Source organism: Streptomyces sp. NPDC031497 (assembly GCF_055580905.1).
In genome coordinates, this window is record NZ_JBVIKO010000003.1 from 412,255 (window position 1) to 437,258 (window position 25,004).

Annotated in this window: 22 protein-coding genes and 2 pseudogenes; 13 read left to right on the forward strand and 11 right to left on the reverse strand. The window is 72.3% G+C overall.

Annotated features, from left to right (window positions below; all coding sequences use genetic code 11):
* Window positions 1-24: 24 nt before the first annotated feature.
* From ACZ5K7_RS07855 to ACZ5K7_RS07875, 5 genes are all read right to left on the reverse strand, one after another.
* Window positions 25-1,341 (reverse strand): RNA polymerase sigma factor, encoded by a 1,317-nt coding sequence (locus tag ACZ5K7_RS07855; protein ID WP_468911660.1) that lies wholly within the window; start codon window positions 1,339-1,341, stop codon window positions 25-27.
* A 104-nt stretch (window positions 1,342-1,445) separates the two neighbouring features.
* A complete protein-coding gene (dnaG, locus tag ACZ5K7_RS07860; RefSeq protein WP_468911664.1) occupies window positions 1,446-3,353 on the reverse strand; it encodes a DNA primase in 1,908 nt (635 codons plus the stop codon).
* 124 nt (window positions 3,354-3,477) lie between these two features.
* Window positions 3,478-4,740, reverse strand: a complete 1,263-nt coding sequence (locus ACZ5K7_RS07865) for an NAD(P)/FAD-dependent oxidoreductase (protein ID WP_468911667.1) — start codon at window positions 4,738-4,740, stop codon at window positions 3,478-3,480.
* A 158-nt stretch (window positions 4,741-4,898) separates the two neighbouring features.
* Entirely contained in the window at window positions 4,899-6,179 is a 1,281-nt protein-coding gene (locus tag ACZ5K7_RS07870; protein WP_351691696.1) for a deoxyguanosinetriphosphate triphosphohydrolase, read from the reverse strand.
* A 197-nt stretch (window positions 6,180-6,376) separates the two neighbouring features.
* Window positions 6,377-7,111 (reverse strand): sirohydrochlorin chelatase, encoded by a 735-nt coding sequence (locus tag ACZ5K7_RS07875; protein ID WP_468911672.1) that lies wholly within the window; start codon window positions 7,109-7,111, stop codon window positions 6,377-6,379.
* A 184-nt stretch (window positions 7,112-7,295) separates the two neighbouring features.
* Here ACZ5K7_RS07875 and ACZ5K7_RS07880 point away from each other — a divergent pair, with 184 nt between their 5' ends.
* Window positions 7,296-8,003, forward strand: a complete 708-nt coding sequence (locus ACZ5K7_RS07880; RefSeq protein WP_468911675.1) for a SanA/YdcF family protein — start codon at window positions 7,296-7,298, stop codon at window positions 8,001-8,003.
* Window positions 8,004-8,164: 161 nt separating this feature from the next.
* Here ACZ5K7_RS07880 and ACZ5K7_RS07885 read toward each other — a convergent pair whose 3' ends face one another.
* Together ACZ5K7_RS07885 and ACZ5K7_RS07890 are read right to left on the reverse strand one after the other, a co-directional pair.
* Window positions 8,165-9,490, reverse strand: coding sequence for an AMP-binding protein (locus ACZ5K7_RS07885; RefSeq protein WP_468911678.1), 1,326 nt, complete (start codon window positions 9,488-9,490; stop codon window positions 8,165-8,167).
* A gap of 250 nt (window positions 9,491-9,740) precedes the next feature.
* Entirely contained in the window at window positions 9,741-10,193 is a 453-nt protein-coding gene (locus tag ACZ5K7_RS07890) for a gamma-glutamylcyclotransferase family protein (RefSeq protein WP_351691684.1), read from the reverse strand.
* A 139-nt stretch (window positions 10,194-10,332) separates the two neighbouring features.
* On the opposite strand from ACZ5K7_RS07890, the gene ACZ5K7_RS07895 reads away from it, so the two are divergent.
* Together ACZ5K7_RS07895 and ACZ5K7_RS07900 are read left to right on the forward strand one after the other, a co-directional pair.
* A complete protein-coding gene (locus tag ACZ5K7_RS07895; RefSeq protein WP_468911682.1) occupies window positions 10,333-11,976 on the forward strand; it encodes a M4 family metallopeptidase in 1,644 nt (547 codons plus the stop codon).
* 244 nt (window positions 11,977-12,220) lie between these two features.
* The gene (locus ACZ5K7_RS07900; protein WP_468911685.1) at window positions 12,221-12,883 is read left to right on the forward strand and encodes a YceI family protein; all 663 of its coding nucleotides are present in this window, start codon (window positions 12,221-12,223) and stop codon (window positions 12,881-12,883) included.
* 194 nt (window positions 12,884-13,077) lie between these two features.
* On the opposite strand, the gene ACZ5K7_RS07905 is transcribed toward ACZ5K7_RS07900, so the two are convergent.
* Window positions 13,078-13,827, reverse strand: coding sequence for a TetR/AcrR family transcriptional regulator (locus ACZ5K7_RS07905; protein ID WP_468911688.1), 750 nt, complete (start codon window positions 13,825-13,827; stop codon window positions 13,078-13,080).
* A gap of 103 nt (window positions 13,828-13,930) precedes the next feature.
* On the opposite strand from ACZ5K7_RS07905, the gene ACZ5K7_RS07910 reads away from it, so the two are divergent.
* The 9 genes and pseudogenes from ACZ5K7_RS07910 to ACZ5K7_RS07950 all read left to right on the forward strand — a co-directional run bounded on the left by ACZ5K7_RS07910 (window position 13,931) and on the right by ACZ5K7_RS07950 (window position 21,656).
* On the forward strand, window positions 13,931-14,830 hold the full coding sequence (locus tag ACZ5K7_RS07910) for an NmrA/HSCARG family protein (RefSeq protein ID WP_468911691.1): 900 nt from the start codon (window positions 13,931-13,933) through the stop codon (window positions 14,828-14,830).
* 44 nt (window positions 14,831-14,874) lie between these two features.
* A pseudogene (locus tag ACZ5K7_RS07915) lies at window positions 14,875-15,001 on the forward strand (IS701 family transposase); the annotation flags it as partial.
* Window positions 15,002-15,261: 260 nt separating this feature from the next.
* Window positions 15,262-15,786: a hypothetical protein gene (locus tag ACZ5K7_RS07920; protein ID WP_351691666.1), complete on the forward strand. Its 525-nt coding sequence runs from the start codon at window positions 15,262-15,264 to the stop codon at window positions 15,784-15,786.
* Window positions 15,787-16,009: 223 nt separating this feature from the next.
* Window positions 16,010-16,633 carry a class F sortase gene (locus ACZ5K7_RS07925; RefSeq protein WP_468911695.1) on the forward strand — a complete coding sequence of 208 codons (624 nt, stop codon included), beginning with the start codon at window positions 16,010-16,012 and terminating at the stop codon, window positions 16,631-16,633.
* Between the two features lie 376 nt (window positions 16,634-17,009).
* Window positions 17,010-17,213 (forward strand): hypothetical protein, encoded by a 204-nt coding sequence (locus ACZ5K7_RS07930; RefSeq protein ID WP_351691660.1) that lies wholly within the window; start codon window positions 17,010-17,012, stop codon window positions 17,211-17,213.
* A complete protein-coding gene (nirB, locus tag ACZ5K7_RS07935; protein WP_468911698.1) occupies window positions 17,213-19,822 on the forward strand; it encodes a nitrite reductase large subunit NirB in 2,610 nt (869 codons plus the stop codon). The genes ACZ5K7_RS07930 and nirB overlap by 1 nt, the downstream gene beginning before the upstream one ends.
* Entirely contained in the window at window positions 19,819-20,193 is a 375-nt protein-coding gene (nirD, locus tag ACZ5K7_RS07940) for a nitrite reductase small subunit NirD (RefSeq protein WP_351691654.1), read from the forward strand. Before nirB ends, nirD begins: the two co-directional genes overlap by 4 nt.
* A gap of 28 nt (window positions 20,194-20,221) precedes the next feature.
* Window positions 20,222-20,806, forward strand: a complete 585-nt coding sequence (locus ACZ5K7_RS07945) for a TetR/AcrR family transcriptional regulator (RefSeq protein ID WP_351691651.1) — start codon at window positions 20,222-20,224, stop codon at window positions 20,804-20,806.
* 79 nt (window positions 20,807-20,885) lie between these two features.
* Window positions 20,886-21,656 carry an SDR family NAD(P)-dependent oxidoreductase gene (locus ACZ5K7_RS07950; protein ID WP_468911702.1) on the forward strand — a complete coding sequence of 257 codons (771 nt, stop codon included), beginning with the start codon at window positions 20,886-20,888 and terminating at the stop codon, window positions 21,654-21,656.
* Window positions 21,657-21,678: 22 nt separating this feature from the next.
* Here ACZ5K7_RS07950 and ACZ5K7_RS07955 read toward each other — a convergent pair whose 3' ends face one another.
* Window positions 21,679-22,626, reverse strand: coding sequence for an oxidoreductase (locus ACZ5K7_RS07955; RefSeq protein ID WP_468911705.1), 948 nt, complete (start codon window positions 22,624-22,626; stop codon window positions 21,679-21,681).
* 98 nt (window positions 22,627-22,724) lie between these two features.
* Between ACZ5K7_RS07955 and ACZ5K7_RS07960 the strand changes: the two are divergent.
* Window positions 22,725-23,501, forward strand: a pseudogene (locus ACZ5K7_RS07960) (aminoglycoside phosphotransferase family protein); the annotation flags it as partial.
* 16 nt (window positions 23,502-23,517) lie between these two features.
* Here the strand turns inward: ACZ5K7_RS07960 and ACZ5K7_RS07965 are convergent.
* Both ACZ5K7_RS07965 and ACZ5K7_RS07970 read right to left on the reverse strand, forming a co-directional pair.
* Window positions 23,518-24,099: a YciI family protein gene (locus ACZ5K7_RS07965; protein ID WP_468911708.1), complete on the reverse strand. Its 582-nt coding sequence runs from the start codon at window positions 24,097-24,099 to the stop codon at window positions 23,518-23,520.
* 154 nt (window positions 24,100-24,253) lie between these two features.
* Entirely contained in the window at window positions 24,254-24,841 is a 588-nt protein-coding gene (locus ACZ5K7_RS07970; RefSeq protein ID WP_468911711.1) for a TetR/AcrR family transcriptional regulator, read from the reverse strand.
* Between the last annotated feature and the right edge of the window lie 163 nt (window positions 24,842-25,004).

Consider the following 25,004-nt stretch of genomic DNA (forward strand, 5'->3'; position numbering starts at 1 on the left):
GGGGCGGCGGCGGGGTGGCGGTTCTCAGTCCAGGTAGCCCCTCAGCTGGTCCGCGAAGGCATGGTCCCGGAGCTTGTTGAGCGTCTTCGACTCGATCTGGCGGATCCGTTCCCGTGTCACGCCGAAGATGCGCCCTATCTCCTCCAGCGTGCGCGGGCGGCCGTCGGCCAGCCCGTACCGCAGTTGCACGACCTTCCGCTCCCGCTCCCCCAGCGTCGACAGCACCGCCTCCAGGTGCTCGCGCAGCAGCAGGAACGCGGCCGACTCCACGGGGCTCGCGGCGTCGCCGTCCTCGATGAGGTCGCCGAGGGCCACGTCGTCCTCCTCGCCGACGGGGGCGTGCAGGGAGACCGGTTCCTGGGCGAGGCGGAGCACCTCGCCGACCCGCTCCGGCGCGAGGTCGAGGTGGGCGGCGACCTCCTCGGGCGTCGGCTCGTAGCCCCGTTCCTGGAGCATCCGGCGCTGGACGCGCACGACCCGGTTGATGAGTTCCACGACATGCACCGGGACGCGGATGGTGCGGGCCTGGTCGGCCAGGGCGCGGGACATGGCCTGACGGATCCACCAGGTCGCGTACGTCGAGAACTTGTAGCCGCGGGCGTAATCGAACTTCTCGACGGCGCGGATCAGGCCCAGGTTTCCCTCCTGGACCAGGTCCAGCATGGTCAGGCCGCGGCCGACGTACCGCTTGGCCACCGACACGACGAGCCGCAGGTTGGCCTCGATGAGGCGGCGCTTGGCCATCCGGCCCATGACGACCAGCCGGTCGAGGTCGAGGGCCAGCTCGCTGTCGAGGTCCGGGGCGCTGCCCAGCTTCTCCTCGGCGAACAGACCGGCCTCGACACGGCGGGCGAGTTCGACCTCCTCGGCGGCGGTGAGCAGCGGGATACGGCCGATCTCGCGCAGGTACTGCCGGAACAGGTCGGAGGAGGGGCTGCCGTTGTCGGCGCGGGCGACGGCGGCCGGCTCGGGCAAGGGCTCGGTCTCGGGCTCGGACTCCGGGGGGTCGGCCACGAGTTCCTCCACGGCCGGGCCCTCGGCCTCCGCCGGCTGCTCCGTCTCCGTCTCGGGGTGGACAGCGACCCGGCTCTGCGGTGGCACGCCGGCATAGACGTCGGCATCGGCCTCCGGCTCGTCCGTGAGCGTGCTGTCGGTCTGGGTCAGGGTCTGGGTCTGCACGGGGGCGACCTCCAGGATGATCGCTGCCAGGGGGTACGGCAGCGGTACTTCGGGGACGGAGACGACGGCCTCGCCGCTGTCCGCCCCGTACGCGATGAGTGGAACGGCGGGGGTGTGGGACCCGTCCGGGACAGGCCGGCCGCGCTCCGAGGACTCAGGCACCGCCCCCCAGTGTGGGGTAAGACACATCGCCGCCACGAGGGGCGTGCGGTGACTTTTTGCGTCCGGTCCGTGACCGCGTGGTTATCCTGTCGGCCGCTCGAAGCTCACAGAGCGGCGACGCCGCGCTCCCGCAGCGCCTGCCCGTACTGCTGGAGCACCCACAACTCGTTCTGCACGGCCGCGAGTTGGGCCGGGTCGCCACCGCTGCCGAGGCGGGTGAGGGTGATCTGGATCTCGTGGATACGACGGTCCACGGCCCGGCGGCGGACGGTCACGAGCTGCTCGCCCGCGTAGTTCTCGTCGACCGTGCGGCGCATGATCGCCTCGACGGCGAGCTCGGTGACCATCGCGCGCACCGCGTCGTCGGGAGCCGACTCACGCACCCGGACCAGGTACTCCTGCGGATCCTGCACGCCCCACTCGGAGCCGCCCGCCTCCATGATGGTCTGGCGTACGGCCGCGTAGGGCGCGGCGGTGAACTCGTCGATGCCGTACGCGTCGAACGCCGGGGAGACCAAATCGGGCCGCTGGAGGGCGAGTTTCAGCAGCTCGCGCTCGGTGGCGTAGACGGCGTTGCGCAGATTGAGGGCGGGTCCCGAGACGGCCGGACGCGAGCCGCCGGTGTCGTACGACGGCTGCTGCGGGCCGCGCGCCGGGGTGGACCCCCTGCCGCCCTTGTCCCGTGCCCAACGGGCCAGCTGGGCCACCCGCTTGACCACGAACTGGGTGTCGAGGATGCCGAGCATGCCGGCCAGTTCGACGGCGACCTCGTGCTGGGCGCCGCTGTTCTTGATCCGGGCGACGATCGGCGCGGCCTCGTCCAGGGCGGCCGCGCGGCCCGCCGGGGTGTCCAGGTCGTAGCGGGCCACGATCTGGCGGAGCGCGAACTCGAAGAGCGGGGTGCGGGGTTCGGCCAGGTCGGCGACCGCCTCGTCGCCCTTGGCGAGCCGCAGCTCGCAGGGGTCCATGCCGTCCGGCGCGATGGCGATGTACGTCTCGGCGGCGAACTTCTGGTCGTCCTCGAAGGCGCGCAGGGCGGCCTTCTGACCGGCCGCGTCACCGTCGAAGGTGAAGATCACCCGGGCGCTGCCGTTGTCCATCAGCAGCCGGCGGAGGATCTTGATGTGGTCGCCGCCGAAGGCCGTACCGCAGGTCGCGATCGCGGTCGTCACCCCGGCCAGGTGGCAGGCCATGACGTCCGTGTAACCCTCGACCACGACCGCGCGGCTGGACTTGGCGATGCTCTGCTTGGCGAGGTCGATGCCGTACAGGACCTGGGACTTCTTGTAGATCGCGGTGTCGGGCGTGTTGAGGTACTTGGGCCCGTTGTCCGCCTCGTAGAGCTTGCGGGCGCCGAAGCCGACGACCTCGCCGCCGATGTCCCGGATCGGCCACATCAGCCGCCCCCGGAACCGGTCGATGGGCCCGCGCCGCCCCTCCTGCGACAGCCCCGACAGCAGCAGCTCCTTGTCGGTGAAGCCCTTGCCGCGCAGATAGCGGGTGAGGTGGTCCCAGCCCTGGGGGCTGTAGCCGACGCCGAAGTGCACGGCGGCGGCCTGGTCGAAGCCGCGCTCGGCGAGGAAGAGCCGGCCGGTCTCGGCCTCGGGGCTGGTGGCGAGCTGCTCCGCGTACCAGACGGCGGCGATCTTGTGCGCCTCGACCAGCCGGATCCGCTCACCGCGCTGGTGGGAGGGGTTGTACCCGCCCTCCTCGTACCGCAGGGTGATGCCGGCCAGCCCGGCCAGCCGCTCGACCGCCTCCGAGAAGGAGAGGTGGTCGACCTTCATCACGAAGGTGAGGGTGTCACCGCCCTCCTGGCAGCCGAAGCAGTGGAAGAGTCCCTTGCTCGGGCTGACCTGGAAGGACGGCGACTTCTCGTCGTGGAACGGGCAGAGTCCCTTGAGGTTCCCGCCGCCCGCGTTGCGCAGCTGGAGGTACTCGGACACGACGGCGTCGATCGGGACCGCGTCCCGTACCGCCTTCACGTCCTCGTCATTGATCCGTCCTGCCACGGATGAATTCTACGGGGGCGGACGGACAGTCCCGAGGCACGTGCGACGCGCCCCGCTGGGGGAGGAACTACGCGACCAGCCAGCCACGGCCCGCACCCGCGAGACGACAGATCCCGGCAGCCCCCTAGGCGAGCGATTCCAACGGCACATGCGGATCCGCCAGCGCATCCGTGTCCACCACGGCCCCCGAAACGACCAGCTTCTGGATCGGCTCTGTGACATCCCACACGTTCACGTTCATCCCGGCCAGCACCCGCCCCTCCTTCAGCCAGAACGCGATGAACTCCCGCTTCCCCGCGTCCCCCCGGATGACGACCTCGTCGTACGATCCGGCCGGCGCCCACCCGCTGTACTCCATCCCGAGGTCGTACTGGTCGGAGAAGAAGTAGGGCACCCGGTCGTAGGTCACCTCCCGGCCCAGCATCGAGCGCGCCGCCGCCGGACCGCCGTTCAGCGCGTTGGCCCAGTGCTCCACCCGCAGCCGGGTGCCGAACAGGGTGTGCGGGAAGGAGGCCACGTCGCCGGCCGCGTAGATGTCGGGGTCGGACGTCCGCAGCCGTTCGTCGACGACGATGCCGCCGCCGTGCGCCCGGTCGGCGATCTCCAGCCCCGCCGCCTCGGCGAGCCCGGTCCGCGGCGCCGCGCCGATCGCCGCGAGGACGTCGTGCGCCGGGTGCTCCTCGCCGTCGTCGGTGCGGGCGGCGAGCACCATGCCGTCCTGCCCGACGATCTCGGTGAGCCGCACACCGAAGCGGAACCGGACCCCGTGCTCCTGGTGCAGCTGGGCGAAGACGTTGCCCAGCTCGGGCCCGAGCACGCCGTGCAGCGGGGTCGGGCCGTGCTCGATGACGGTGACCTCGGCGCCGTACGTCCGGGCCGCCGCCGCGATCTCCAGGCCGATCCAGCCGGCGCCCGCGATGACGAGGTGTCCGTTGTCCCGGCCGAGGGCGGCGAGGACGCCCTTGAGGCGCTCCGCGTGCGCGAGGCGGCGCAGGTGGTGGACGCCGGCCAGGTCGGTGCCGGGAATGTCGAGGCGGCGGGGCTCGGCGCCGGTGACGAGCAGCAGCTTGTCGTAGCGGACGATCGTGCCGTCGTCGCCGAACCGGACGGTCCGGGCGGCGCGGTCGATCCGGTCCACGGTCTGGCCGAGGTGCAGCTCGATGTCGTTCTGCGCGTACCAGGCGGGCTCGTGCACGAAGACGCTGTCGCGCTCCTCCTTGCCGAGCAGGTAGCCCTTGGAGAGCGGCGGCCGCTCGTACGGGTGGTCGCGTTCGTCGCAGATCAGTATCACCCGGCCGCTGAAGCCCTCGGCTCGGAGCGTCTCGGCCGCCTTCGCGCCGGCGAGTCCGCCACCGACGATGACGAATGTCTGGTCCGCGTCGACCACTTGATGCCTCCTCGTAAGGGTGCCGCCACATATGCCACCCACATGCGCCGCACTGTGAGCCTCCCGCACGCAGCGTGATGCGGGAAGAGGGAGTGACCTCCACTGACGCGATCATGACCCGATCAGGCCACGGGAGGTCACGGAGGGTCACAAAATGTTCACTTGCGCCCCGTCAGCCTCGCATGGGACGACCGCGCGGAGGCGTCGGTGAGCGACGCGATCTGATCGACGATCACGCGTTTGCGGGAGTGGTCGTCGGCCGCCGCGCCGAACAGCGCCCGGAACTGCGGGTCGAGGCCGTCGGGGGCGCGGCGGGTCAGCGCCTCGGCGAGTTCGGCGACGACGACCCGCTGCTCGGCGCGGATCAGCTCCTGTTCGGCACGCTGCATGACGTAACGGTGCGCGATCGCCTTCAGCACCGCACACTCCATCCGGGCCTCGCGCGGTACGACGAGTTCGGCGCCGTAGCGGGTGAGCCGGCCGCTGCCGTACCTCTCGCGGGTGGCGGCCTCCGCGGCCAGGCAGAAGCGGCCGATGAGCTGGCTGGTGGTGTCCTTGAGGCGGGCCTGGGCGACCGCGGTCCCGTCGTAGCCGTGCGGCCACCACTCCTCGTCCTGGAGCCGGTCGAGGGCGGCGGCGAGTTCGGCGCGGTCGGTGCCGGCCGGCACGTATCTGCCGACGGCGACCGCGTAGATCTCCTGCCGTTCCGGTTCGGCGTGCAGGCAGTTGGGGTCGATGTGGCCCGCGTGCAGGCCGTCCTCGACGTCGTGCACGGAGTAGGCGACGTCGTCGGACCAGTCCATGACCTGCGCCTCGAAGCAGGTGCGGGTGCCCGGGGCCTCCTTGCGGACCCAGTCGAAGACCGGGCGGTCGTCCTCGTACACACCGAACTTCGGCGACGCCGGATCGGTGGGGTGCGCGCCGCGCGGCCACGGGTACTTGGTGGCCGCGTCCAGGGCGGCGCGGGTGAGGTTGAGGCCGACGGAGCCCTCGGGAGTGAACCGTTTGGGTTCGATGCGGGTGAGGAGGCGCAGCGACTGGGCGTTGCCCTCGAAACCGCCGCAGTCGTCCGCGAACTCGTTCAACGCCTGTTCGCCGTTGTGGCCGAAGGGCGGGTGGCCGAGGTCGTGGGAGAGACAGGCGGCCTCGACGAGGTCGGGGTCGCAGCCGAGGGCGGCGCCCAGCTCCCGGCCGACCTGGGCGCATTCGAGGGAGTGGGTGAGGCGGGTGCGGGGGCTGGCGTCCCACATCTGGCTGGTGTTGCCGGGGGTGACGACCTGGGTCTTGCCGGCGAGTCTGCGCAGCGCCCCGCTGTGCAGGACGCGGGCGCGGTCCCGCTGGAAGGCGGTACGGCCGGGACGCTTGTCGGGTTCGGGGGCCCAGCGGTCGGCTGACGCCGGGTCGTAGGCCGAGGTGGGTGCGGGTGCGGGGGCTGCCATGGTTCGACAGTACGGGGCGATAGTGACAAACGGATGTTTGGTGCGCCTGCTGCTCTGCCAAGTCGTGTTGTCGGGCGGGTCCGGGCGGGTGGGGGCTGGTCGCGCAGTTCCTCCCCCGGTCTCCGGCCGGGGAGGGGGACCCCCAGCGCCTCTGGAGGGGCGCGTTGCAGGGCCGCACCTTCCTCACGAGCCCCCTTTCAGGCGGCCGCGGCGACCTGCGTCCCCAGCGCACGCTGGTAACGGTGGAGAACCAGCTCGGCCATCGAGACGTGGGCTCCCAGTGGGGCCGACGCCAGCCACGGGGCGCGGCCCGCGCACTCTGTGGCGAAGCGGCCGGGGGCCGTGAAACAGGAGGCCACGGCGATGTGGCGGCGGCCCCGCGCACGCAGGGCGTTGACCGCGTCCGTGACCGTCGGGGTGGCCGCGGACGCGTAGCCGGGGAGGACCGGGACGCGCAGGCGGGCCGACAGGAGGCGGGCCGTCCGCCGCGTGTCGAGCCGGGACTCCGGGTCACGGGAGCCGGCCGCCGCCAGGACGACGGCGCTCGCGGGGCGGTGGTGCCAGCCGGCCTCCAGCAGGCGGGCGTGCAGGGTGTCGACGAGCAGGGGGTGCGGGCCGAGGGGGCCGGCGATGCGCGTCGGCGCCTGCGCTGCCGCCGCCGTCTCCGGGATGTCCCGCTTGACGTGGTGGCCGCGGCTGAGGAGGAGCGGGACCAGGACGGCCGGGGTGTCACCGAGGGCCGCGAGGGTGTCCGGGAGCAGCGGCTCGTTCAGCTCGATGTGCCCGAGGTGCACGGACAGTTCGGGGCGCAGCGCGCGCACCCGGTCCATCAGGGCCCGCACGGTGCTGAGCGCACGCGGGTCACGGCTGCCGTGGGCCACCAGGACCAGGGCGGGCGGGCCGGGGCGCGGAGGAAGGACGGACACGGTCATGACGGAATCCTCGCCGGGCGGGATTGCACCCCCGTTGCCTGACGGTCACGGGAGTTTTCGTACGCTTCACGGCACGAATCCGGCCGCTGTGAGCGAACCGGAACGCCTCGGCCTGCGTCCTCCAAGGTCGGAGCCGCCGGGGGGCCACGGGGAAGCCGAGGCGAAGTCGAGGGGGAACAACCGTATGAAGATCCGCCGACCGCGGCTGCCGCGCACCCGTACCGGCAGACGGCGCCTGGTGCAGGGCGTGATGGCCGGCTGCGTGCTGGCGCTGCTGCCGGCCACCTGGCTGTACGTGTCGACGGCCGACCGGCTGCACACGGTGGCGGACGTACCGCGCACCGACGTCGCGGTCGTCTTCGGCGCGGGCCTGTGGGACGGCGAGCCGTCGCCGTACCTCGCCCACCGGCTGGACGCGGCGGCGAAGCTGTACCGGGAGGGCCGTATCAAGGTCGTCCTCGTCACCGGCGACAACAGCCGCAAGGACTACGACGAGCCGGACGCCATGCGCACGTACCTCGCCGGGCACGGGGTACCGGAGCAGCGCATCGTCAGCGACTACGCCGGCTTCGACACCTGGGACTCCTGCGTCCGCGCTAAGAAGATCTTCGGTGTGGACCGGGCGGTACTGATCAGCCAGGGCTTCCACATCCGGCGCGCGGTGGCGCTGTGCGAGGCGGCGGGGGTCGAGTCGTACGGCGTCGGGGTCGACGACAAGCACGACGCGACCTGGTACTACGGCGGCACGCGGGAGGTCCTGGCGGCGGGCAAGGCGGCCCTGGACGTGCTCTTCGAGCCGAACCCCCAGTTCCTCGGAAGGAAGGAACCGGGGGTCGCCAAGGCCTTGGCCGCGGCGGCCGGCCGGACCAGCCAGACCAGCCGGCCTGGTTAGAAGGGCCAGGTCGGTCAGATCGACGAGGCCGGTCGGCTTCTCAGACCCGTCGGCCGGTCAGGAGCGCCGGCCGGTCAGGAGCGCCGGCCGGTCAGGAGCGCCGGCCGGTCGGGAGCGCCGGCCGGTCAGGGGAGCGCTGGCTGGTCAGGAGCGCTGGCTGGTCAGGAGCGCTGGGCAGCCTCGGCGTACGCGGCCGCAGCCGAGGTCGTGGCCGGTTGGTATGGACTGCCGCCGGTGGGGTGTGGGCGGAGCGTGGGTGTCTCGGCCCGGTCTTCGGCGGTGCGGCCGAGGTGTTCGAGGCCGCCGTCGGGGGTCCAGCGGCCGAGCGCGCCGGTGCGGACCATGGCGCGGCCCCCGCCGAGGAACGGATCGGGTGCGTACCACCCGGCGTTCCGTCCGCCGCCGAGGTGACCCGCCGGGACGCAGTCGCCGCCCGCCCACACCTCGCCGGTCTCGCCGACGGGCAGCGGCCGGCGGTCGGCGTCGAGGACGTACACCGTGGTGTTGGCGACGGGGCGGCCGACGGCCGGTCGCCCGGCGGCCGGGTCGTGGCGGCCCATGGTGCTGACGACGGTCGCCTCGGCCGGACCGCGGCAGTCGAAGAGGGCGGCCCGGCGCGACCAGCGGTCGGCGAGCGGACGCGGCGGGCCGGACTCCCCGGCGACGGCGACCGTGCGCAGCCGCGGGCAGGCGGCGGGGTCGATGCCGGACAGCACGGCCGGGGTGGCGATCAGGACGGTCGCGGTGCCGGCCGCGGCGGCGGGGTCCGCGCCACGGATGACCAGGGTGGCGCCACGGGTGAGGCAGCCGAGGATCTCCCAGGCGGCCGGGCCGGAGGCGATGGCGAGGAGTTGGGCCACCCGGTCGCCGGGGCGGATGCCGAGGCCGCCGGGTTCGGTGAGCAGCAGGTTGGTGAGGTTGCGGTGGGTGACCTTCACGCCTTCGGGGCGGCCGGCGGCGAAGAGGACGTGGCAGCCGTCGTCGGGGTGCGGGGGCAGGATCACGGTGGCCCGCTGGTACGGCACGGGGTCGTCGAGGGCGATGAGCCGGTGGCCGTCGGGGAGCGGGATGCGCGGGGCGTGTTCCTTCTGGGTGAGGATCACCCGGGTGCGGGCGGTGCGGACGACGTGGCCGAGCCGCTCCGGGGGCGTGCGGCCGATGTCCTGGGGGACGTAGGCGGCGCCCGCCTTGAGGACGGCGAGCAGGCCGACCAGCATCGGGATGGAGCGGCGGGCGAAGAGGCCGACATGGTCGCCGGGGCGGACGCCCTCGCGGACCAGGTGGGCGGCGAGGGCACCGGCGTAGCGGTCGAGTTCGCCGTAGGTGAGGGTCGCGCCGTGGTGTTCGGCGGCGACGGCGTGGGGGTGGGCGATCGCGTGCCGTTCGATCGCGCGGTGGACGAGCGGTTCGTGGACGGGTGCGCTGGGGCCGCGGCCGTACTGCCAGAAGAGGTGCTGGTCGCGGGGGGTGAGGTGACGCAGAGGCATGGCTCGGAGACCTCCTGGCTGCATGCGTGTACGTGGGGGGGAGGCCGGGTCCGGGTGCGGCGGGGGCCCGGACCGGGCCGTGGAGCGAGACGCCGAACGTCGTACGGGTGGTGCGTGGTGCGTGGTGCGCGGAGCTTCACGAACAGGTGCACGACTGTAGTCCGGCCCCTTGAAGTCTCAACGGTGACCGACCGGCCAACCCCGGCACGGAACAAGCCACATGGGCCGTACGGGGTCGCCGCGGCCCCGGCTACGGCGCGGCGGGGCCGGGCAGCCCGCGGGCCGGCCATTCACCGCCCTCGATACGACGGCCGTCCGCACGCAGCCGGGCGGCCACGGCGGCCCCCGCGAGGTACACCCAGGCCCGGACGGCGGCCCCGTCCCGCCGTCGCACGACGTCCCGCTCCACGCGCACGTACAGACCGCGCGGGTCCCCCGGCACGCACTCCTCCAACTCGTCGAGTTCCAGGAGGAGTCGGTCGTACGACTCCGGGCGGGCGGTGACCAGTTCGCCGAGCACGTCCCCGCCGGGTTCCTCGACGGCGTAGGGGTAGCCGGGCCCGTCGTACAGCACCGCGTCCGGGAGCCGACCGGGTTCCTCGGACACGGTCCGCCCCCGCAGGAACAGGTCGTGGTTGATTTCGCCGGGGCGGAGCGTGCCGTAGACGAAGAAGGGGAGGTGGCGGGGGTTCCGGGCGGTCACAGAAAGGATTCTCCACCCCCTCCACCTCCACACACATCTCCATGGAGGCGCTATGGACATGGATTGTCATGGCCTCTTAAATCGCTGTCGTCATCAGCGCCACCCCCCACGCCTCTGAGGCGCATCTCCAAGGAGATCGATGAGCCGGACACGGAACACCCGAGTTTCCCGTCTCGCCACGGCCGGCGTCGCCGCCACCACCGCGACCCTGCTGGCCGCCGCGCTCTCCCCCGCCGCCCACGCCGACGCGAGACCGACCCGGGCCACCGCGATCGAGAACGCGGCACAGGCGCTCGTCCAGTACGCCGGCACCCTCGGACTCACCTCCACCGAGGGCACCAAGGTCCGCGACGTGGTCGTCGACAAGAACGGCACCCAGCATGTCCGTTACGACCGCACCTACCGTCAGCTCCCGGTCCTGGGCGGCGACTTCGTCGTCCACCTGAAGCCGGACGGCGCCTACCGCAGCGCCGACCGGGCGACCCGGAGCAAGATATCCCTCGCCTCGATCGTCCCGGACATATCCGCCCCGAAGGCCGCCGACCTCGCGGTGAACGCGCTCCGGGCGGCGAACCTCGGCGACGCGCTGAAGCAGGTGAAGGCCCGGCCGGAGCTGGTCGTCGACGCCCTGCACGGCACCCCGAAGCTGGCCTGGCGCACCAACGCGGTCGGCAAGGACTCGCTCGGCAACCCGGTCGCCCGCACGGTGCTGACCAATGCCCGTACCGGCGCCCAGATCGACGCCTGGGACAGCATCGAGACGGCTACGGGCGACGGCAAGTCGCTGTACAGCGGCACGGTTCCGCTGGAGACGACGCTCTCGGGATCGACGTACAACCTCACGGACCCGACGCGCGGCAACACGTACACGGGCGACGCGGCCAACAAGACGGACCTGTGCATCTTCGGCATCTGCATCGTCCGGGCGCCGTCGACGGTGTTCACCGACACCGACAACCACTGGGGCACCGGGGCGACCTCGGACCGCTCCTCGGCGGCGGTCGACGCCCAGTACGGCACCAACGAGACCTGGGACTACTACAAGAACGTCCACGGCCGCACCGGCATCGCCGGCGACGGCAAGGGCTCGTACAACCGCGTCCACTACGGCAACAGCTACAACAACGCCTTCTGGGACGACAGTTGCTTCTGCATGACGTACGGCGACGGTGACGGGACCACCTTCGGCCCGCTGGTGGCGCTGGACGTGGCGGGCCACGAGATGACCCACGGTGTCACCTCCAAGACCGCGGCACTGACCTACTCGGGCGAGTCCGGCGGCCTGAACGAGGCGACCTCCGACATCCTCGGCACGCTGGTGGAGTGGTACGCGAACAACTCCGCCGACCCGGGCGACTACCTGATCGGCGAGGAGATCGTCCGCTCCGGCTTCGGCAAGGCGGCGCTGCGGTTCATGGACCAGCCGTCGAAGGACGGGAACTCGGCCGACTACTGGAGCTCGTCGGTCGGCAATCTCGACGTCCACTACTCCTCCGGCGTCGCCAACCACTTCGCTTATTTGCTGGCGGAAGGCAGCGGCGCGAAGACCATCAACGGCGTCAGCTACAACTCGCCGACGTACAACGGCTCGACGGTGACGGGGATCGGGCGGGACAAGCTGGGAGCCATCTGGTACCGCGCCCTCACGGTCTACATGACGTCCTCGACGAACTACGCGGGCGCCCGGACGGCGACCCTGAACGCGGCGAAGGACCTGTACGGGACGGGGAGCACCGAGTACAACGCGGTGGCCGCGGCCTGGAGCGCGGTGAACGTGAACTGACCCGCCGCGCGGGCGGATGACGGCGGCCGCCCCGGTGACCGAACCGGGGCGGCCGTCGCATACATCCCACACCAAGGGGAATACGGCAATTCAAGGAAACGCGCGATCCGGGAATACCGAGCACTTCCTGAGTGGATTCCATGGCGATGATGTGCAGTTTCGGTGACCGTCCGCGGAATTCCCGAACCCCTTTGCCCCAAGGACCACTTGCGGCAATTCACCGAGTGGACTAACTAGATAAATCATGAACTTGTTCAGCCGCCCCCACACGTCCCGCCGCACCCCCACGGTCCCCCCACGCCCGGCGGCCGCGCCGACCTCCCCCACCTCGGCCCCCGTCCTCCTGGACCCCGCCCTCGCCGCCCTCACCGGCGAATGGATCGTCGACCCGGCCCACAGCAGAATCGGTTTCTCGGTCCGGCACGCGATGGTGACGACGGTCCGCGGGGCCTTCGCCGAGTACAAGAGCCGCCTCTACTTCGACGGCCGCGACCCGTCCCGCTCCGAGGCGGAGCTGATCATCTCCACGCCGAGCGTCGACACGGGCGTGGAACAACGCGACGCCCATCTCATCGGCCGCGACTTCCTGGACGCGGCGACCTACCCGCGCATGCGCTTCGCCAGCACGGCGGTCCGCCTCAAAGCCCCCGACGTCTACGTCATGACCGGCGACCTCACCATCAAGAACACGAGCCGCCCGGTGGACCTGGAGCTGACCTACATAGGCAACGTCACGGACCCCTTCGGCTACCAGCGCGTCGGCTTCGACGGCACGACCACCATCAACCGCATGGACTGGGGCCTGTCCTACAACTCCCGCCTGGCGGAGGGCGGCGCGATGGTCAGCGAGACGGTGCGCTTGCAGTTCGACATCGCGGCGATCCGGATGACGCCGGAAGGGGGCTGACGTCGGACTCCTGCTACGCGGGCCGTGCGGCGGGGGCGGACTCTCCTGGGCGGAACTCCCGGTCAAGGTCGACGAGTCCGGCGCGGTGATCCGCCGGAACAGGCCCTGCAGACGCACATGAAGGCCGGCCCCCGCCGGTGACCGGGGCCGCGGCCGACCACGGGCGCCCTCCGACTCCGGGGACTCGTCATCCGCTAGGAAGGCGTTGCCGGTCCGAGGCGTCGGCGATGTGCTCGCTGTCGGCAGGCCGCTCCGCAGTAGCGGGCCGGGCGGCCGGTGGACCGGGCCTCGAGCCGGGCCCCGCACTCCTCGCACCGTGGCGCCGCGTGAAGCGTGCCAGGGGTGTCACGAAACACCGGCCCTTCCGTGACGGATACGGGACTCCGCAGGCTCTCCAGCGTCAGCCGCACCATGCGGTTGCCGCCCTTGCTGTCGCGGTGGGCAGCCCAGGTCGTCGCGCAGCCGACGGTGAGCGCGGCGACGTCGTCCGCGCTGACGTCGGTGCGGACCCCGCCGGCCCGCTGGGCCGCGCGGAGCAGTTCGTCGAGTGCCTGGCGGAACCGTCGCGCCGACGCGGCCAGGGCGGGGCGCGGCCAGCTCGTTTCCGTGGTCAGGGCGTCGCACGCGTGCCTGCGCCCGTGGGACGTGTCGACGACCTCCAGAAGGAAGCCGAAGAACGCCGCGACCGGGTCGGTGCGGGCCGCCCACCGTCGAGCAGCGTCCACTTGGTTGTCGATCTGCTGGACGAGTACGGCCTCCAGCAGGATCTCCTTGCTGGGGAAGTGCCGGTACACGGTGCCGGCGCCGACCCCCGCCTGCCGTGCGATCGCGCCGAGCGAGACGTCGAGACCGTGCTCGTCGAACGCCCGCGAAGCGGCGTCGAGGACCTTCGTGCGGTTGCGGCGGGCATCGGCCCGGCCGACGTCCTCGGGAGCTGCGGTCATGTCACGTAATCCCTTGTCCGCCGGACTCAACCGGGTGCAGCATTCCACATCGACCCGGGTCCAGCCCACCGTGCCCACCGACAAGCCCGGGGCGGAGGACGACATGACCACTGACCGCTTGGTCGTCGTGACCGGTGCGACCGGTCGACAGGGCGGCGCCACCGCACGCAGGCTCCTGGCGGCCGGCAAGCCGGTGCGCGCGCTCGTGCGGGACACGGCCGCTGCCGCCGCCAAGGCACTCGAAACCGCCGGGGCCGAGCTCGTGCGCGGCGACTTCGACGACCCGTCGAGTCTGCCTGCGGCGCTGGAGGGAGCAGCGGCACTGTTCGCCGTGCCGCCCGTGGCATTCGGACCGGATGGCTCCGACGTGGAACGGGAGTTCGCCCGGGGCCGGGCACTGATCGATGCCGCGGCCGCTGTGGGGATCGAGCACGTCGTGTTCACGGGCGTCGCGTCCACGCCGGGGCGCCCGGGTGGCTCCGAGGGGAAGAAACGCATCGAGGACCACCTGCGTGAGCGGATCCGGTCGGTGACCGTGCTGCGTCCGGTGCGCTTCATGTCGAACTATCTCGGGTCGACGCCCATCGGTCTCGACGGCATCGTCCGCGGCGTGCACCGGCACATCTTCCCGCCGGACGAACCAGTCCAGATCGTCGCGGTGGAGGACATCGCCGAATTCGCCGCGCTGGCCTTCGACCAGCCCGACCGGTTCGCGGGGCGCACTCTGGAGCTGGCCGGGGACGCCCCCACCCCGGCCGAGGCGGTCGCCGCGATCAGCGAGGCCACTGGTGCCACGGTGCGCTACGAGCAGATCACCCACGCCGAAGCCGCCGCACTCCACCCCGAGATCGCCCAGGCCCGGGAGCGCTGGGCGGCCGGATCGCGCTGGCACGCCGACATCGAGGCGCTGCGCATCATCCACCCCGGCCTGCGTACGCTCGCCGACTGGCTCGACGAATCCGGCGCCGCCCTGCTGCGGAAACGACTCCTCGAAACCGCCTAGTACCCCGGCTGTCGGTCCTGTTCTTGCTGGTGGGTGCCGGGCGCGAGCACGTCGTCGAGCACCTCCACGACGAGGCCGCGGCGCTGGTCGACGACGAGACCGGCGACATGAAGAAGGGCTCCCACACCTCGGTGTCCAGCGCGACACCCCGGCACCGCCGGCCGCCAGGAGGCCGAGTTCCGGTACGCGCCGACGACGACCTTGGACGGTCACCCGTTCACTCCCCACAGGGCCCGCCGTTCGTGTGTTTTTCATACTGGCCCCTTCGTAGGTCCCCTGACCTGCCCGAACTCCCCCGCAACCGCTGCCTCGGCCCCCCTCCGTGACACCCGTTCATCCCACACCTGACGGAATCTCAGGAAGCGGGCCCGGCCCGTTGGCTTTTACCTCGGAAGAGCAAGGGAGTGGGACGAGCTCGACGAGGGAGCACCATGCGACGCACTGTCCGTCCGCTGGCCGGGGCCGCGCTCGCCGTGGCCGCGGCCGGTCTCGGCGCCGCGCCGGCGTACGGCGGCAGTACCGGCGGCCTGGACGTCTACCCGTCGACCGCGACGGCGGGCGCCCAGGTCTCGGTGAACACGGCCGCCTGCGGGGAGAAGTCGTCAGCCGTCGGCGACGCCAGTTCGGTCGGCGCCGGAACGTTCACGCTCGCGCCCAGCACCCATGAGGGCGAGGCGATCGGCCAGTTCCAGGTGCCGCCCAGCGCGCAGCCGGGGACGTACGAGATCGTCGCGAAGTGCGCCGACGGGAACCGGCAGGTGACCGGCGACCTGGTGGTGGCACTCATGCCTGCCGCCGGCGGGCAGGTGCAGCCCCACGGCAGTGTGAAGACGGGGGTCGGTGGTGCTCTGGGCACCGACCCCGTACAGACCGCGGCAGGTGTGACGGCTCTGGCCGTCGCCGCCGCGGGCGGTACCTGGCTCCTGCATCGCCGGGCGAGAGGCGACGGGATCTGACGGACACCCTCCGCTGTCCGTCCGCCGGTACCGCACATCCCACCCCCTCCGGGTCCGACGCCCCTCGCGGCCCGGAGGGGGTAGGGGGTCAGGTTTGTTAGAGGCTGTCACTTTCGCGAGACCTCTCACTTTTGTTAGAGGTGGCGCCCCTGCTGCACCGGGTCGCTCCCGCTAGCCCCTCACCCCCGCGTTAGAAGCTCTAACCTCCGAAACAGGGGTTCGCATGCGCAAGATCGGGGACACCGCGATAGCCGCCGTAACCGTCATAGCGCTCGGCTCAGGCGTCTGGCTGCTCGGCCCCGGCTCCGGCCCGTACACCGCGCCGCCCCAGCCGTCCGCCGCCGAGGGCCGCCCCGACCCCGGCGAGGAACGCCTCGAAGCCCCGGCGCTGCCCCCGTCGCCGCCCACCCGTATCCGCATCCCCGCGATCCGTGTGAACGCCCCTCTGATGGGCCTCGCCCTCACCTCCGCCGGCAGCCTCGACGTCCCGCCCGCCGGCAACAAGAACCTCGCCGGCTGGTACGAGTCGGGCACCGCACCCGGCGAGACCGGGACCGCGATCATCGCCGGCCACGTGGACAACACCGAGGGCCCCGCCGTCTTCTACGACCTCGGCGCCCTCAAGCGCGGCGCGACCATCGAGGTGGACCGGCAGGACAAAGCCGTCGCCGTCTTCACGGTCGACGCGGTGGAGGTGTACAAGGCCCGGGACTTCCCCGACGAGAAGGTCTACGGAGCCGCGCGACGCCCCGAGCTCAGAGTGATCACCTGCGGCGGCGGCTACTCCCGGGCCACCGGCTACCAGGGAAACGTCGTCGTCTTCGCCCACCTGACGGGAAGCCGCTGAGGAACGACCGCCCAAGGCCGTGCCCCCGACCGGCCACCCCCGACCGGCCACCCCACCCCAGGCCGTACACCCGGCCGTACACCCGGCCTGCCATCCAAGGCCGTACACCCCGTCCGCGCCCCCGGCCGTCCGCCACCGGAGCACCCCGCCTGCACGCGCCCCGTCGGCGCGCCCCGCCTGCACGCACCCCGCCTGCACGCGCCCCGCCGGCCGCTGGGGCGCGCCACCCGCTCCCCCGCGTTTCCCCACCTCACAGCGCCCGTCGACGCGGCCCCAGACCCCTCACACCCCACTCCCACCCCCGAAGAGGGCAGCGTTCCGTGCGGGAAACAGGGGGGATGCGGCCGGGTAACGTCCGCCGCGCACGCTCCTGGGCATGACCTCGTATACGCGTGTGGCGGTGATCGGCGCCGGCCTCGGGACGCGCCCCGAGGGCCGGGGGCGGGAGATGTGCGCACCGCGCTCCTCCGGCCCGCACCACGGCCACGCGCCCGGCGAGGCCGAGGCACGCCCCGGCGACATCGGCGTACCGCTCGCCGTCGCCGCTCCGGGCGCGTTCACCCACGATGGAGGCTCCTGATGACCGCCACCCCGGGGGCCACCCCCACGATCGTGCTCGTCGGCCACGGGATGGTCGGGCAGCGTTTCCTCGAAGCGCTGGCCGAGCGCGGTCTGACCGCCACGCACCGCGTGGTCGTGCTGTGCGAGGAGCCGCGTCCCGCGTACGACCGGGTCGCCCTCACCTCGTACTTCACGGGCACCTCCGCCGACGAACTGTCCATGACCGACATGGAGTTCATCGACACCCACGGCATCGAGCTGTACCTCGGCGACCCGGCGGAGTCGGTCGACCGCGCGGCGCGGACGGTGACGGCCAGGTCCGGCCGGGTCTTCGGCTACGACACGCTCGTGCTGGCCACCGGCTCGTACCCGTTCGTGCCGCCCGTCCCCAACAAGGACGCCGAGGGCTGTTTCGTCTACCGCACGATCGAGGACCTCCTCGCGATCGAGGCGTACGCGAAGTCGAGGGCGACCGTGGGTGCCGTGGTCGGCGGCGGTCTGCTCGGACTCGAGGCGGCCGGCGCGCTGAAGGGGCTCGGACTCGCCGCGCACATCGTGGAGTTCGCGCCGAGGCTGATGCCGGTGCAGGTGGACGCGGGCGGTGGCGCGGCCCTGCTGCGCACCATCGAGGAGACAGGCCTGAGCGTGCACACGGGCGTGGGCACCCAGGAGATCGTGACGGACGACGCGGGCGCCGTCGTCGGCATGAAGCTGTCCGACGGCTCCGAACTCGCCACCGACATGGTGGTGTTCAGCGCCGGAGTGCGGCCGAGGGACCAACTCGCCCGGGACTGCGGTCTGTCGGTCGGCGAGCGCGGTGGCGTCGCCGTCGACGAGCAGTGCCGTACGGTGGACGACCCCCGGGTGTTCGCGATCGGCGAGTGCGCGCTGGCGGCCGACGGCCGGGTGTACGGCCTGGTGGCGCCCGGGTACGAGCAGGCGGCGACGGCCGCGGCCACCATCGCGCGGGACGAGTCCGCCTTCACCGGCGCCGACCTGTCCACCAAGCTCAAGCTGCTCGGCGTGGACGTGGCCTCCTTCGGCGACGCGCACGGCACGACCGAGGGCTGCCTGGACGTCGTCTACTCCGACGCCCGCTCGGGCCTGTACAAGAAGCTGGTCATCGGCCGGGACGGCACGCTGCTCGGCGGCATCCTGGTCGGCGACGCGGACGCGTACGGCACCCTGCGCGCCCTCACCGGGTCGGTACCGCCCCTTTCCCCGGAGTCCCTGGTGCTGCCGGCCGGTGCGAGCGGCGGCGCCCAGCTCGGGCCGTCCGCTCTCCCCGACGAAGCGGTCGTCTGCTCCTGCCACAACGTCAGCAAGGGCGCGATCCGCGGCGCGGTGACCGAGCACTCCTGCACCACCGTGCCGGAGGTCAAGAAGTGCACCAAGGCCGGTACGGGCTGCGGCAGTTGCGTCAAGGTCCTCGGCCAGCTGGTCACGGCCGAGCTGGAGGCGTCCGGCGTCGAGGTCGACAAGGGGCTGTGCGGCTGCTTCGCGCAGACCCGCGAGGAGCTGTACGAGATCGTCCTCGCGCTGCGCGTCAACACCTACCGGGAGCTGCTCGACCGTTACGGCCGGGAGGGTGCCCGGGGCGGCGACGGCTGCGAGGTCTGCAAGCCGGCGGTGGCGTCGGTCATCGCCTCTCTCGCTCCGGTGATCGGCGCGAGCGGCTATGTCCTGGACGGCGAACAGGCGGCGCTCCAGGACAGCAACGACCACTTCCTCGCCAACCTCCAGAAGAACGGCTCGTATTCGGTCGTCCCGCGCATCCCCGGCGGCGAGATCACCCCCGAGGGCCTGATCGTGATCGGCGAGATCGCCCGGGACTTCGGCCTCTACACGAAGATCACCGGCGGTCAGCGGATCGACATGTTCGGCGCGCGGGTGGAGCAACTCCCGCTGATCTGGACGCGGTTGGTGGACGCCGGTTTCGAGTCCGGCCACGCGTACGGCAAGGCGCTGCGCACGGTGAAGTCGTGCGTCGGACAGACCTGGTGCCGTTACGGCGTCCAGGACTCGGTGCGGATGGCGATCGACCTGGAACTGCGTTACCGGGGCCTGCGGTCGCCGCACAAGCTCAAGTCGGCGGTCTCCGGCTGCGCCCGCGAGTGCGCGGAGGCCCAGTCGAAGGACTTCGGCGTCATCGCCACCGCCAACGGCTGGAACCTCTACGTCGGCGGCAACGGCGGCGCCACCCCGCGCCACGCGGACCTGCTCGCCCAGGACCTCACCGACGCCGAACTGGTCCGCCTGATCGACCGCTTCCTGATGTTCTACATCCGTACGGCGGACCGCCTGGAGCGCACGTCGACCTGGCTGGAGCGGATCCCGGGCGGCCTGGACCATGTCCGTGACGTGGTGGTCGAGGACTCCCTCGGCATCTGCGAGGAGCTGGAGTCCCTGATGGCGGCGCACGTCGCCCACTACGCCGACGAGTGGGCGTCGACCGTCGCCGACCCCGACAAGCTCGCCCGGTTCGTGTCCTTCGTCAACGCCCCCGACACCCCCGACCCGGTCGTCGGCTTCGTGCCCGAGCGGGACCAGACGAAGCCCGACCTGCCCCTGCTGTCGATCGGCCTGCGCCCGGCCGAAGACGTTCTGGAAGGAAGCGCCCAGCGATGACCCTGGCACCCGAGACCACCGATCTGACGGTCCAACTCCACCTGGACGACGGCTGGTTCACGGTCTGCGACCTGAGCCGGCTGACCCCGGGACGGGGGGTGGCCGCGCTGCTGCCGGACGGCCGTCAGGTCGCCGTCTTCCGGGACCGCGCGGACCGTCTGTACGCGATCGACAACCGCGACCCCTTCGGCGGCGCGGCGGTCCTCTCCCGCGGCCTGACCGGCACCCACCGGGGCCGCCCGTTCGTCACCTCGCCCCTGCTGAAGCAGCGCTTCGACCTGGTGACGGGCCAGTGCCTGGACGACGAGGGGGTGCGGGTGGCCGCCTACGCGGTACGGGCCGTCGTACCGGAACCGCCGATACTTGACTGATCGTTCCGGATAAACCTAGGCTCCGGGCATGGCCAGGACCAAGGAGTTCGACCCGGACGCCGCGCTGCGGTCCGCCCTGGAGCTGTTCTGGCGGCGCGGCTACGAGGCCACGTCCATGGCCGACCTGGTCGCGCACCTGGGCATCGGGCGGGCCAGCCTCTACGCGACCTTCGGCAGCAAGCGCGACCTCTACCTGAAAGCGCTGGAGCGCTACCAGCAGGACCGTCTCCCGCCCCTGCTGCGGGACCTGTCCCGGCCGGGCCCGGCCCTGCCGGCCGTACGCGCGCTGATACGGCAGTACGCCGCCGAGTCCGCCGCCGACGACCTGCGCCTGCGCGGCTGCCTGGTCACCAACACGGCGGCCGAACTCGCCGCGCACGACCCCGCCGCCGCGCGCAGCGTCGAGCACGACTGGGACCGGGTCGAGACCGGCCTGCACATGACCCTGGCCCGGGCCCAGGCCCAGGGCGAACTGCCCGCCGACCGCGATCCGCTGGCCCTCGCCCGCACCCTGCTGGTGCTGCTCCAGGGCCTGCGGGTGGTGGGCAAGGCGTCGACGGACCCGGGCCGGGTCCGGGACGCGGCGGAGCAGGTGCTGCGGCTGCTGGACTGACGGACACCCCTCCGCACCGAGGGGTGTTTCTTTCTGACCTTATTCTGAACCGTACGTTCCAAAAAAGGGGAGATCACTCATGACCACCGGGAAGCGTTTCGCGGGTCGTACGGCTCTGGTCACCGGCGGCGGCAGTGGCATCGGCCGGGCCGTCGCCCTGGCGTTCGCCGCCGAGGGCGCGCGCGTCGTCGTGGCGGGCCGCCGTGCGCAGCCCCTCAAGGAGACGGTCGCGCTGATCGAGGAGCGGGACTGCGAGGCGCTCGCGGTCACGGCCGACGTCTCCCGAGCCGGGGGCGCGGAGGCGCTGGTGGCGGCTGCCGTCGAGCACTTCGGCTCACTGGACGTGGCGGTGAACAACGCGGGGATCTTCCGGGGCGGGGCACCACTGGCCGACCTTGCGGAGGCCGACTGGCACGAGCAGCTGTCGGTCAACGTCACCGGCGTGCACCTGGCACTGCAGGCGGAGATCCGCCGGATGCGCACCCAGCCGGCCGGCGGCGCGATCGTGAACGTCTCCTCCAACTTCGGTGTCCACGTCACCACCGCAGGGGCCGCCGCGTACTCGGCGACAAAGGCCGCGGTGACGGCGCTGAGCCGGGGTGCGGCGCTGGACCACATCCGGGACGGCGTCCGGATCAACGTCGTGAGCCCGGGGGCGACGGCCACGCCGATGTCGCTGCGCGCGGGCGAGACGGAGCAGGACCGTGCGGAACGGGCGAGGGCCACGCTCCCCCTGGCCCGCATCTCCTCGACGCAGGAGATCGCGGCGGCCGTGCTGTATCTGGCCTCGGACGACGCGGCGTCGGTGGTGGGCACCGACCTGGTGGTGGACAGCGGCGGCTCGCTGTAGCCCGCAGGCGCTCGCCGGCTCCCTAGAGCTCCTTGATCTCCTTCAGGACGGCGGCGCAGGAGACCCCGGTGAGTCGCTCCGACGCGTCCCAGAGGCGTTGCGCCATGGTGTCGTCGCGGGTCCAGGGCGCACGCCGGGAGGGGGCCGGGGTACCGCGCCACATCGCGATCGAGGGCCCGGTGAAGGAGTCGGGCCGCACGCCTGGGGCGGTGGCCGCGTACAGCGTGGGCAGCGCCCCGGCCTCGGCGGACTGCGCGAAGACGGCGTTCGCGGCGGTCATCACCCGCTCGGCCCCGCGCCGTCCTTCGGCACGGGGACCGGCGGTCTGCAGGTTGGTGGACGCGTACCCGGGATGGGCGGCGGCCGCGACGAGGTCGCCGCCGTGCGCGTCGACGCGCCGGGCCAGCTCGTGGACGAAGAGCAGGTTGGCGGTCTTGGACCGGCCGTAGGCGACCCAACGCCGGTAGCCTCGGGCGCTGTTGAGGTCGTCGAGGTCGACGTTGGCGAGGACGTGCATCATGCTGGAGACGGTGACGACGCGGGCGGCGGGGGTGCCCAGCAGGACGGGCATGAGCAGCCCGGTGAGGGCGAAGTGCCCGAGGTGGTTGACCCCGAACTGCGTCTCGAAGCCGTCCGCGGTCGTCCCGTACGGCGGCGCCATCACCCCGGCGTTGTTGACGAGGAGATCGAGGCGCCCGTACGGGAACGAACCGGCGAAGTCCCGTACCGAGGCCAGGTCCCCGAGGTCGAGCCGCCCGAACTCGATGTGCGCGTCGGGCACTTCGGCGGCCATCCGGTCCCCGGCCTCGTGTCCCCGCGCCTCGCTCCGGCAGGCGAGCACCACCCGGGCCCCCTTGCGGGCCAGCTCCCGCGCGGTGACGTACCCGAGTCCGCTGTTGGCCCCGGTGACGACGGCGACCCGGCCGGTGAGATCCGGGATGTCGCCGCTTCTCCAGCCGCTGCCGCGCATGAGGGCGCCCTCCACAGGTGGGGATCTGTGTCGCGGCCAGCCTACGAGGACGAGGCACGACAGGACACCGGACGCGGCCGTACGCCGGATGCCGCGTGCACGGCGTCGTGAGGCAGACGGGAATTGTCAGACAGGCCCTAGTCCTGAAGGTGTCCTTCCCGCATCCGGGCAACGTCCACGAGCCGGACGCGTTCGAGGCGTGGGAGGGCCGGGGAGCGGTCCTGCTGCACCGGCGGGACGACGCGCGTTTCGCCCTCCTGCTGGAACGGGCCCGCATGTAGACGCTGGCGGCGCTGCGGTCCGAGGACGAGACGGTGGTGACCGTCGCGGGCCGCCTGAACCGCCGTCTGGCCGTCCCGGCGCCGGCCGGGCTGCCCCGGCTGAGGGACCGCGCCGGCGCCTGGGAGACGGAGCTACGCAGGGACGCGGCGGAACTGACGCACGCGCTGCCGCCCCGCGTGGTGGACGCGGCCGTCGCCACCGCCCGCGAACTGGGCCCCGACCAGCCGGACACCCTGGTCCACGGCGACCTGCACGCGCGAAACATCCTGCGGGCGGACCGGGAACCGTGGCTGGCGGTCGACCCGAAGGGTTACGCGGGAGACCCGGCGTACGACGGCGGCACGCTGCTCAAGTCCCGTGCGTTGTCCCTCATGCGGGCCGACGATCTGCCGAAGACGGTCCACCGCCTCCTCGACGCCTTCGCGGAGGCGGCGGAACTCGACCGTGAACGCGTGGGCCGCTGGGCGCAGTTGCACGCCGTGCAGGCGGCGTTTGGGGGCCGCCGGCACGGCTTCCGTATCGCACGCGGCGGCCCCCAGCTGGACCGCATCACACAGTTCGCCGACGGCCTGGCGGAGTTGCTGGCCGCCTAGGGGGCACCCCGGCTCGTCACCGTCGTCCGCCGAACTCCCACTCGTGCACCTCTGTCTCCGCGTACCGGTGCGGAGCCAGGACGGCCCGCGCCCGCTCCGAGTCCGGCGCCCGGACCAGGGCCGCCGTACCCAGCCAGGTGGCCGCGTCGTCGGACAGCAACGGGCCGAAGGCGATCAGATCGTCGCGGTCGACGCCAGGCGGCAGGCCGGGGACGGCGTCGGCGTCGGCGTCGGCGTCGGCGTCGGCGCGCTGCGGTCCCAGGCCGAGCACCAGGTACCGGTTGCCGCCGGCCCGGCCGCCGGGGAACTCCCACATGGTGCGGCCCAGCAGGTTGCGCCACCGGCGCAGCAGCACGTCCCGGTAGACGCCGGCCTGGTAGTTGGGCTCGTCGAAGGCGAACGCGCGGGCAGCGACGGGATCCGGCAGATCGACGATGTGCACACTCCCGGTGAGTGTCTCGCCGCCGTCGCCGAAGGCCGGCCCGCGGGCGATCAGCTCCGCCTCGTACCGGTCCATGTAGGACCAGTGCGCCTCCACCAGCTCCCGGCGCAACGGCAGGGAATCGGCCCGGTCACGGTGGTAGCAGAAGAACTCCATGGCCGAGGACCCTTCCGCACCGCAAGCGGTGTCTCAACAGGATTCCGTCGAGTGTCGGCACGCGAAGGGTGCGGACGGCCCACAGACCGCGGGCGGTGAGGTCGCCGGTCCGGACGCCGTCCGCAGCAGGCCCCCGCAGGGATGCCCGGCACCGTCACCCCCCCACCACCCCGCACAGCAGCAGGTCGATGAGCCGGCTCGCCAGTTCGCGCTGTTCCTCGCTCGCCGCCATCAGACTGATCCCCCCGAGCGCCATCAGCACATCACGCGCATCGACCCCCGGCCGCGCCACCGGCGACGCCCCCTCCCCGGCGTCGAGCAGCCAGGCGATGGCGTCGACCAGCAGTGTCCGGGTGTGCAGCTTCTCGCTGTCGTCCGTCAGGATCACGCGCAGCGCGTCGGCCATCCCCTGCTTCGCCGCCATGAAGTCGATGAACCGCTCCATCCACGTCCGCAGCGCCTCCACCGCCGGCAGTGTCGCCGCCAGCTCCTCCGCCGCCTCGCACAGACGCTGCACCTCGTGCCGGTACACCGCCTCGATCAGCAGCTCCTTGGAGGGGAACCGGCGATAGAGCGTGCCGACACCGACGCCCGCCTGCCGGGCGATGTCCTTCACCGAGGCACCCGACCCCTCACGGGCGAACGCCTCGGCCGCCGCCTCCAGCAGCCGGTCCTCATTGCGCTGCGCATCCGCACGCAACGGCTTGCGGGACGGCGCCCCGCCTCCGTCGATTCCGGTCACCCTCGGCTCCCCTTCACCCGCACGACTTGCAAGCGGAACCAGTTCCGCTTACCTTCGGAAGGCGAAGCGGAACCAGTTCCGGATAAGAGCGTACGACGCCCCCTGCCGCCACGCCATGCCACGCCATGGCCGGTGATGCCGTGCCGCGCCATCGGGCTTCCCC